Consider the following 8,667-nt stretch of genomic DNA (forward strand, 5'->3'; position numbering starts at 1 on the left):
GAGCGGAGCCTGGCAGATCTCCAGGAGATGATGACCTGCTCCATGGCCCTCAGGATGGGGCCGGGTACCTGAGATCAACGTGAAAGATACACCCCATACCGATCTCAATCCTGCCAGCGCTCGGCAACCTGATCGTCGCTCGCGCGCGCAGCGACCCAGCGCGCACCTTGCGGCGTCACTTCGCGCTTCCAGAATGGCGCGCGCGTTTTCAGGTAATCGATGAGGAACTCGCAGGCGGCAAAGGCTTCGCCACGGTGCGTGCCGGCCACCGCGACGAGGACGATCTGGTCGCCCGGCAGCAAGCGCCCGACGCGGTGGATGACGATCGCGTCGATGATCTTCCAGCGGCGGCCGGCTTCGCTGACCATCGCTGCAAGCGCTTTTTCGGTCATCCCTGGGTAATGTTCGAGCGTCATCTCTGAGACCCCGGCGTCGTCACTGGCCGCTCGCACGACCCCGACAAAGGACACCAGCGCACCGATCTGCGGTTGGTCCCGGCGCAGTGCCGCCAGCTCGGCGCCGACATCGAAATCCGCCTCCTGAACGCGCACCATCATATAGGGAAATCGCGTCAGCGACTCACGAATCTCCCCTCCCCCCTCGCGGGGGAGGGGTCGGGAGAGAGGGAAACGGTCATGGCTTTCATGATCGGGGGGGCCTGGAAATGTCATGACCGTTAGCTCAACCGCCGGTCACCGGCGGGAAGAAAGCGACCTCGTCCTCCGCGCCGATCGGCGCATCGCGCCCGACCATTTCCTGATTGACCGCCTGGCGCAGGTTCCTGATTTCCGCCAGGTGCTCCCATGCGCCGCCCCGTTGCGCGAGAAACCCGAGCAGACCGGCAACATCCACCACTCCGGCCGGCAGCGGCAACTCCTCGCTTCCCTGTCCAAGCTGCTCGCGGACACTTGCAAAGTACAGAATCTTCAGCATCATTTGCCCTCCAGGCTCAGTTCAGCAAGGCTGAATACGGCAGGAAGCGCACCATGTCGCCGCGTCGGATCACCTGTTGCGGCGGGTTATCGATCAGGCCATCACCCCACACCGCCGAACTCAGGACTGCCGCACCCTGGTTGGCGAAGATCTCCACGCCGCCGTCGGCATGGCTTCTTGCACGCAGGAACTCGCGCCGGGCGTCGGGCCGCAACCAGTCGAAATCGGCGCGCAGCCGGTAGCTCGGTGCGGTAATTGGATGCACGCCCTGCATTTTCAACAGAAAAGGCCGCACCAGCATGAGGAAGGTAATCAAGCAGGAAACCGGGTTTCCCGGCAAACCGATGCACGCCACCTCGCGCCCAGCCGAAGCGATCTGTCCAAAGGCCAGGGGTTTGCCGGGCTTGATGGCGATCTTCCACATCTCGATCCGACCCTCCGCTGCAACGGCAGCTTTGACGTGATCCTCTTCGCCGACGGAAACGCCGCCCGAGCTGAGCACCAGGTCATTGTCAAGCGCGGCTGCGCGCAGCGCCTGGCGTGTCGCCGGCAGATCGTCGGGCACCTGCCCGAGATCACGAACGACGCAACCCAATGGCTGCAGCAGGGCAGTCAGCAGGAAACGGTTGGCATTGTAGATCGCGCCTGGCGGCAGCGGCTCACCGGGCATGCGCAGTTCGTCACCCGTAAACAATACGGCCACTCGCAAGCGGCGGAAAACCGGCAGTTCGGCGATTCCCACTGACGCCGCCAGGGCGGTATCCTGGGGTCGCAGGCGCAGTCCGGCAGGGAGAATCTCGCTCCCGGCGGCAATGTCGCTTCCGGCACGGCGAATATGTTCGCCCGCTTGCGGCAGATGGTTGATCAGCACCGCATCGTCGGCGTGTTCGCACAGCTCCTGCATCACCACTGCGTCAGCACCGGCCGGTATCGGCGCGCCGGTGAAGATCCGAGCAGCGGTTCCTGGCTGCAGCGGTATGCCGACGCTGCCCGCCGGAATGCGCTGCGAGACCGGCAGGCGGCTCGCCAGGTGCGGCACGTCGGCGACGGCCAGCGCATAGCCGTCCATCGCCGAGTTGTCGAGCAGCGGCGCATCGGCCGTCGCCTGCTGTGCCTGTGCCAGCACGCGCCCGGCGGCAGCCAGCGTCGGCAGGCGGCGAACTTCCGAAACGGTTCGGGCACTGGCCAGCAAGCGTTCTAGTGCCTCATCAAAGGACAACATGCGTTTTTTCTCCCAGTTGAAGAGTGCCGAGGATGAAGCGGACGATCGCTTCCGGATCGTTCAGGTCCAAGCGCGCCAGATGCGCCGGCAGGGCCAGCGATTGCGAGGCATCCGAGGCGACAGCGACGATGTGCGGCTGCTGTGGCCACAGCGGCGGCTTGCCGTTGCCGGGCCGATACACTTCGAGCTTCGGGATCGCCTCGTCCTTGAAACCCTCGACGAGGACCAGGTCGCACGGCGACAAGTGTGCGACATATTCCTCCAGCGTCGGCTCGGGAGCGCCGCGCAACTCGCTCATCAAGACCCAGCGCGCACTGCTGGCCAACAGCACTTCGCCGGCACCTGCCGCGCGGTGGCGAAACGAGTCTTTCCCCGGCTGGTCGATGTCGAAATGGTGGTGCGCATGCTTGAGCACCGCAACGCGCAAGCCGATCCCGGTCATTCTCGGCAGCAGTTTTTCCAGCAAGGTCGTCTTGCCGGCGCCGGAGTAACCGGCAATACCAAACAGTCTCATTCTGTGCTCCCGGTTGGGCAGGGTACCGGGAAAACCGCCGCAAAGCCACCGCCACGGGTCCGGAAATTGGTCGTCTGGCCACGGTACAGTCGCGCCGACACCAGTTGAACCACACCACGATAAACATAGTTACGAAGATCGAGCTTGAAATCGTGCGGCACGCCATCGATCAGCAGACGCCGCTCGGAAGGGGCAACCACCTCCTGCGCGACATAGCCACCGCTGGCGACCTCGGCAAATACGCGCCGGGTCAGCTTGTCGCCGCGATAGGCGGCCTTACCGCCGTAGCCGGTCGCCGGCTTGAAAAACCACTGCTTGCGACTGACCCAGAAGTCCTCGGCCTGCTCGGGGAGCACCTGCAGGGTACGCGGAATGCTATTGGCCAGCAACTCGCGCTCGTCTTCGCGCAAGCCGATCGCTGCCAGCCAGTCGTCGTCGCCGAGAGCCACCAGGTTGCGCTTGTCGGCAAACAATGCATGCGCCTGCGGATGCGGCGTGACCACCACGGCATTGCTTAAATACGCCGCACGCAGCGCCGCGCTTTGCGGCTCGGCCAGGGAAAAGTCGGTCAACCGGTTGTAGACCAGGTCAACGACCTGCCCGCGGCAGGACAGGCGTTCGCCATCGAAGGTTAGTTCCGCAACATCGGCCACCAGCGCAGCGATGCCACTCGCCTCGAAGAGTTGCCGAAAGAGTGCAAATTCAGGTGCCAGATACTGTTCATCGGGCTGTGCGTCGACAATCGCGATGCGCGCCAGCGGCCGTTGTGAAGCATGGCCATTGCCGCGGGCCAATTGCCACTCCTCGCGAAACATCGCCAGAAAGGTTTCCTCGACCGGCATCGGTGCCGGGATCATCCTCGTCACCGCTGCGCAGCACGCACGCTGCGCACGCAACAGGCGAGCGTTGAGCAGCGCGCCACCGGCGTTCGAATTGATTTCGATCAGTTGTGGACCGTCTGCGCCGAGGTGGAAGTCATAACCCAGATAGACCCCCACGGCGCCGGGCGAATGCCGCGCCAACGGCGGCGCGTAGGTGAGCACCCGTTCGCGATACGCCGGCAAGGCCACCACCCGTTCGAGCAAGGCGATGATCCGCGCCATGCGCGCGAGATGCGCGGCGCTGACGAAAACCATGCTGTCAGAAAAGAGATGCGGCCGCGTCGCCAGCAGTTCAGCCTGCGAGAGCGTTCCCTCGCTCTCTTCGAGCGCGAGTTGCAAGGATCGGCGGTCGACCGAGATGCAGGCGCAGCCACGATTGAGCAGCTCGGCCACGGCCGTGCAGTCCAGCGGCAAGAGATCGGCCGCAGCCTGAAGAGGGGGAAAGGTCATGCCGATCAGACGACCTCTGCCGGAGCGAAGAAAGCCAGCGCGTCGGCGAGTTCGCGGGTTCTCTTCATCGGTGGCAGACTCCGCCAGATACGCTTGCCATAGGGTTTGCTGAGCAGGCGCGGGTCGCAGATCATCAACACCCCGCGGTCGTTTTCATCGCGGATCAGGCGGCCTGCGCCCTGTTTGACGTTGATGACCGCGCGCGGCAACTGGTACTCCATGAAGGGATTGCGGCCTTCGCTCCGGAGCTTCTCGATACGCGCCGAAAGCACCGGGTCGTCCGGCGGCGCAAACGGCAGCTTGTCGATGACCACCAGTGACAGCGCTTCGCCACGCACATCGACCCCTTCCCAGAAACTCTGGCTGCCGATCAGGATGGCGTTGCCCAGGCGACGGAAACGTTCGAGCAACTCGTTCTTGCTGCACTCGCCCTGCAACAGCAAAGGCAGATCGAGTCGGTCGCGCTGCAGCCGCTCACTGAGCAACTCGTGTATTCGGCGCATCGCGCGCAGCGAGGTGCACAGAAAAAAAGCCCGGCCGGCGCTTGCCTTGAGCACCGGGAAAGCGGCCTTGACAACGGCCTCGGCATACTCCGGGTGATTCGGATCGGGCAGGTTGCGCGGCGCGTAGAGCAGCGCCTGTCGCGGGTAGTCGAAAGGACTCTCCCAGCGCGCCGAATCGGCATCGTCAAGTCCCATCTCGGCACAGTAATGGGAAAAACTGTCCTGCACGGCGAGTGTCGCCGAAGTGAATATCCAGGCACGCGGATGGCCGTTCATCTGCTTCTGCATGATCTCGGCAATCGCCAGTGGCGTCGAATTGAGTTGTAGCGAGTGATTGAAGGTCTCTGCCCAGCGAACGAAATCCGGGTTCGCTCCGCTTTGCCAGGACTGCAGGCGCGCCTGCAAATCAGTGGCGCGCCGCCAGCAGCTTTCCAGACTTTCGGCACGCTGCGCCTGCGTCTCGAGCAAGGCAGCCAGCGCTGCAAGTTCCTTGAGTACGTCGTTCAATCGATCGGCAAAACCGGCACGCGCCTCAAGTTGCTGGAGCGGGTAGCGGGCCGGTTCGACCGGCAAGACCAGCCGCAGGTCGCGAGCAACCTTTTCAAGCAGGGCACAGAACTTCGGCAGATCCAGGCAGTCACGCGCCGAGGCCAGGCCTTCAAAGTGTGTATCGCGGGTCAGTTCGAGGAGCTGCGCAGTCGAAACACTGTCGCCAAAGAACAGGCTGGCGACTTCCGGCAATTGATGCGCTTCGTCAAAGATCACCGTATTGCAGGCAGGCAGCAGTTCGGCGATTCCTTCGTCGCGAAGCATCACATCGGCGAAGAACAGGTGATGGTTGACCACTACCAGATCGGCAGCCATCGCCTCGCGGCGTGCAGCGAGGACGAAGCACTCCTTGTGCTTCGGACAATCCTGGCCAAGACAGTTGTCGCGAGTGGAAGTGACCATCGCCCATACCGTTGCGTTCTCGGGAACACCGGCACACTCGGCCTTGTCGCCGCTCCGGGTCTTTTTGGCAAAGCGCGCGATACGCTGCGCATGGGCCGCATCGTCGCGCGAGAGGAAACGGCCATCGGCCAACGAACGTTCGAGATGGTAATGACACAGGTAGTTGGCTCGCCCCTTGAGCAGTGCCACCTGGACCGGTGACTTGAGCGCCTTGCGGAGGGTCGGGATGTCGCGTGTGAAAAGCTGATCCTGCAGATTGCGTGTGCCCGTCGACACAATCACCTTGCCCCCCGCAAGCAGTGCGGGCACCAGATAGGCATAGGTCTTGCCCGTACCGGTCCCGGCTTCGGCAATCAGCACCTGATTGCCCGCCATCGCGGCAGCAATGCGCTCAGCCAGTTCGAGTTGCTGGGCGCGCAAACGATAACCGGGAACAGTGCTTGCCAGCGGCCCGGCAGCGGAAAAGACATCGGAGAGCAGAACAGTCATGGACGGATCGTCAAAAGCAGCGCGCATGCTAACAGAAGCCGGTATTGCCGACACGCCCCGCCACGCCGGGGGTGAATGAAAGTGTTGGGATGAACCGATAATTCCCCCCTCGCGGGGGGAGCAACTGTGGTTGCATCTGCCGCCACCGTTTCGCGCCGAGTACCTGCGGCTGATGGCGCTGGCCAATCCGCCGCGCTCGCTGTTCATCTTCTCCGACGAACTGTCGTTTCCGTGGGAGATCGTCCGTCCGAGCGGCCAGATCCATGGCGCCTACTGCGAACTGCCGCCGCTCGGCGTCAGTCACCTGCTCGGCCGCTGGCGGCCTGGGACCGGTGCCCGGCCGCAGCCGCAGGCGCTGCCGGTCAACCGCATGACGATCGTCGTTCCCGGCGCGGCGCACAGCGGGCTGCCGTGGGCAGCCGACGAAGTCCAGCAACTGCGTGCCCTGCTGCCGTTCGCCGAGCGCCTCACGCCGGTGACGCGCCGGCAACTCGGCCGTCTGCTCGACGACGGTGACGCGCAGATCGTCCACTTTTCCGGCCATGGTTCAGTCGGCGCCAACGCCGACCTGACGGCGCTCGAACTCGAAGGCGGCGAGTCGATCACGGCGATGGCGTTTGCCGCCAGCCGCCTCGGCAGCACGCGGCAACCGCGGCTCTTCCTCAACGCCTGCACCGTCGGCCGCGGCGGCCGCGTTCTCGGCCGTGCCGGCGGTTTTTCCGGCAACTGCATCGAAGCCGGCTGGAGCTGCGTCGTCGCGCCGTACTGGCCGGTGCTCGACTCGAGTGCCGCGGTGTTCGGCGTCGCCTTCTACCGCAAGCTCAAGGCCGGCCGCAGCATCGGCGAGGCGCTCGGCGAACTGCGCCGCGAGGCGAGCGACGACCCGACGGCGCTGGCTTACGCGTACTTCGGCGATCCGTTTGCGCGCGTGCTGTTTGGCTAGCGAAAACAGCAGCGCGCAAAAAGGCGAGCAGCGAGCGGCGCGTGCCTCGCTGTCCCGCCAATCCGGCGTATCAGGACCGGCCGGTCGCCCGAATCGTCCTGAACGCAGCCTGACCGCCGTCCGTCCCGGACGGCGGTGCCCCCGGTGCCGGCTCCGCCGGCCCCTGGTGACCTAGGGCGAGCCGGAACCCGCTGCCGTTGCCGAGCCTGCCTGGCCCGAACCTGCTGCGGTCGGCAGAACGGACGAACCAGCCGACGTCGTTCCACGAGCCGCCGCGCAACACGCGGGCGACGCCGGTCTCCGGTCCCCGAGGGTCGGTAGCCGGACTGCGCGCGTAGTAGCCTGCGTCGTACCAGTCGGCCACCCACTCCCAGACGTTGCCGGCCAGGTCGTGGCAACCGTAGGGGCTGACTCCCTGTGGGTAGATCCCGACGGCCGTCGTTCCGCGTCCGCTGACGTTGCAGCGGTTGCCGTCCCAGACGTTGCCCCACGGCCAGGTTCGGCCGTCGCTGCCGCGCGCGGCTTTTTCCCATTGCGCTTCGCTTGGCAGATGCTTGCCGCACCATATGGCGTAGGCGCAGGCATCGTCCCAAGTGACCAGGACGACCGGGTGCTGCTCCTTGCCCGCGCTGAACTCGTCGCGCCAGGGGCTCTGCGCGCGGTAGCCGCTCGCCTCGACGAAAGCGGCATACTGCGCGTTGGTCACCGGGGTGCGGTCGATCCAGTATTCGGCCAGCCTTACCCGGTGGCGTGGCCGTTCATCGCCTGGCCCATCGTCGCTGCCCATCCAGAACTCCCCGGCCGGAACGTAGGCCAGCGGGTGGCCGAGCCGTTCGAGCAGCGCCAGGATACGCGTGCGCACGCCGCCGCCGGCGCCCGGCAGCTCGCCGTGCAGCAGTCGCAGCACTCTCCCATGGTCGGCGAGCAGCGCCTGCAGCGTCGCGGGATCGCCGCCGTGAGCGAGCGCGAGCAGCGCGGCAAGAGCGACTCCGGGACGGTCGGCGGCGGCGAAAGCCGCGCGCAGCGCCTCGTTCGCTCGCCAGCGGCCGACCTCGGCGAGCGCGTCGGCGGCGGCCTGGCGGGCCGGCGTTTCGCCGTTCAACTGCCGTACGAGATCGCCGACGATGCCTTCGGCGCACGCCGCGAATTCGCTCGTTCCGGGGTCGCGCGAATCGGCCAGGCAGCCGGCTGCGAGCAGCAGATCGGCGCTGCGCAAGGCGACGAGCAACTGCGGCGCTTGCGGCGCCATCGCCGCGTACAGGCGGATCACCTCGCGCCACCACGCTTCGCCCAGATGCGCCAGCAACTCGTCGCCGGCGCCGCGGGCGAGGAAATCGCGTGCCGCGAAATATTCCTGAAACGAGAGATGGACGAAATCGTACGCCGAGCGCGACTTGCGGCGCAGCAGACCGCTGTGCGCGAGAATCTCGTCGACCAGCGCCGGCGCGTCGGCGGCTGCGACGCCGGCCAGCGGCGCGAGATCGTCGAGCGCAGCGAACAGCTCGCCGCCCTCGAAGACGCGCGTCCCGCTGCTCTGCAGATGCGCCGCCAGCGCCGTCAGCAGGCTTCGCTTCTGTGCCGGGGTGAAACGCGCCGCCCGCTCGACGCCGCGCCGCTGGTCCCAGATTTCGCTGAGCAGCGCGACGCATTGCTCGTAAGCGCTTCCGGATAAGTCCTCCGACTTATGCGCGTATACTTGCCACCCCCACCTCCCGAAAGCCTCGCCATGTCCCGCAAAGCCAAAACGCTGACGCTCACCGATGAGGAACGCGGCCAACTCA

Annotated in this window: 8 protein-coding genes; 1 reads left to right on the plus strand and 7 read right to left on the minus strand. The window is 65.6% G+C overall.

Annotated elements, in window-relative coordinates; genetic code table 11:
• Positions 1-104 precede the first annotated feature (104 nt).
• The 6 genes from moaE to V5B39_RS15085 form a co-directional block, all read right to left on the minus strand.
• Positions 105-557, minus strand: a complete 453-nt coding sequence (moaE, locus tag V5B39_RS15060) for a molybdopterin synthase catalytic subunit MoaE (protein WP_332343686.1) — start codon at positions 555-557, stop codon at positions 105-107.
• Between the two features lie 124 nt (positions 558-681).
• Positions 682-936, minus strand: a complete 255-nt coding sequence (moaD, locus tag V5B39_RS15065; RefSeq protein ID WP_034910979.1) for a molybdopterin converting factor subunit 1 — start codon at positions 934-936, stop codon at positions 682-684.
• Positions 937-949: 13 nt separating this feature from the next.
• On the minus strand, positions 950-2,155 hold the full coding sequence (locus tag V5B39_RS15070; protein ID WP_332343687.1) for a molybdopterin molybdotransferase MoeA: 1,206 nt from the start codon (positions 2,153-2,155) through the stop codon (positions 950-952).
• The gene (gene mobB, locus V5B39_RS15075; RefSeq protein ID WP_332343688.1) at positions 2,142-2,669 is read right to left on the minus strand and encodes a molybdopterin-guanine dinucleotide biosynthesis protein B; all 528 of its coding nucleotides are present in this window, start codon (positions 2,667-2,669) and stop codon (positions 2,142-2,144) included. The genes V5B39_RS15070 and mobB overlap by 14 nt, the downstream gene beginning before the upstream one ends.
• A complete protein-coding gene (locus V5B39_RS15080; protein ID WP_332343689.1) occupies positions 2,666-4,000 on the minus strand; it encodes a hypothetical protein in 1,335 nt (444 codons plus the stop codon). The genes mobB and V5B39_RS15080 overlap by 4 nt, the downstream gene beginning before the upstream one ends.
• A 5-nt stretch (positions 4,001-4,005) precedes the next feature.
• Positions 4,006-5,943 carry an ATP-dependent DNA helicase gene (locus tag V5B39_RS15085; RefSeq protein WP_332343690.1) on the minus strand — a complete coding sequence of 646 codons (1,938 nt, stop codon included), beginning with the start codon at positions 5,941-5,943 and terminating at the stop codon, positions 4,006-4,008.
• A gap of 130 nt (positions 5,944-6,073) precedes the next feature.
• Between V5B39_RS15085 and V5B39_RS15090 the strand changes: the two genes are divergently transcribed.
• Entirely contained in the window at positions 6,074-6,886 is an 813-nt protein-coding gene (locus V5B39_RS15090; protein ID WP_332343691.1) for a CHAT domain-containing protein, read from the plus strand.
• A 70-nt stretch (positions 6,887-6,956) separates the two neighbouring features.
• Here V5B39_RS15090 and V5B39_RS15095 read toward each other — a convergent pair.
• Positions 6,957-8,667: SUMF1/EgtB/PvdO family nonheme iron enzyme (locus V5B39_RS15095; RefSeq protein ID WP_332343692.1), on the minus strand; the 1,711-nt coding region annotated here is incomplete at its 5' end.

This window comes from Accumulibacter sp., from assembly GCF_036625275.1.
Lineage (GTDB): Bacteria > Pseudomonadota > Gammaproteobacteria > Burkholderiales > Rhodocyclaceae > Accumulibacter.

What these genes read in the sequence shown, in the direction of transcription:
- mobB (WP_332343688.1), bottom strand. Translation starts at nt 2,669, where the DNA reads ATGAGACTGTTTGGTATTGCCGGTTACTCCGGCGCCGGCAAGACGACC.
- moaE (WP_332343686.1), bottom strand. Translation starts at nt 557, where the DNA reads ATGATGGTGCGCGTTCAGGAGGCGGATTTCGATGTCGGCGCCGAGCTG.
- V5B39_RS15085 (WP_332343690.1), bottom strand. Translation starts at nt 5,943, where the DNA reads ATGACTGTTCTGCTCTCCGATGTCTTTTCCGCTGCCGGGCCGCTGGCA.
- moaD (WP_034910979.1), bottom strand. Translation starts at nt 936, where the DNA reads ATGATGCTGAAGATTCTGTACTTTGCAAGTGTCCGCGAGCAGCTTGGA.
- V5B39_RS15070 (WP_332343687.1), bottom strand. Translation starts at nt 2,155, where the DNA reads ATGTTGTCCTTTGATGAGGCACTAGAACGCTTGCTGGCCAGTGCCCGA.
- V5B39_RS15080 (WP_332343689.1), bottom strand. Translation starts at nt 4,000, where the DNA reads ATGACCTTTCCCCCTCTTCAGGCTGCGGCCGATCTCTTGCCGCTGGAC.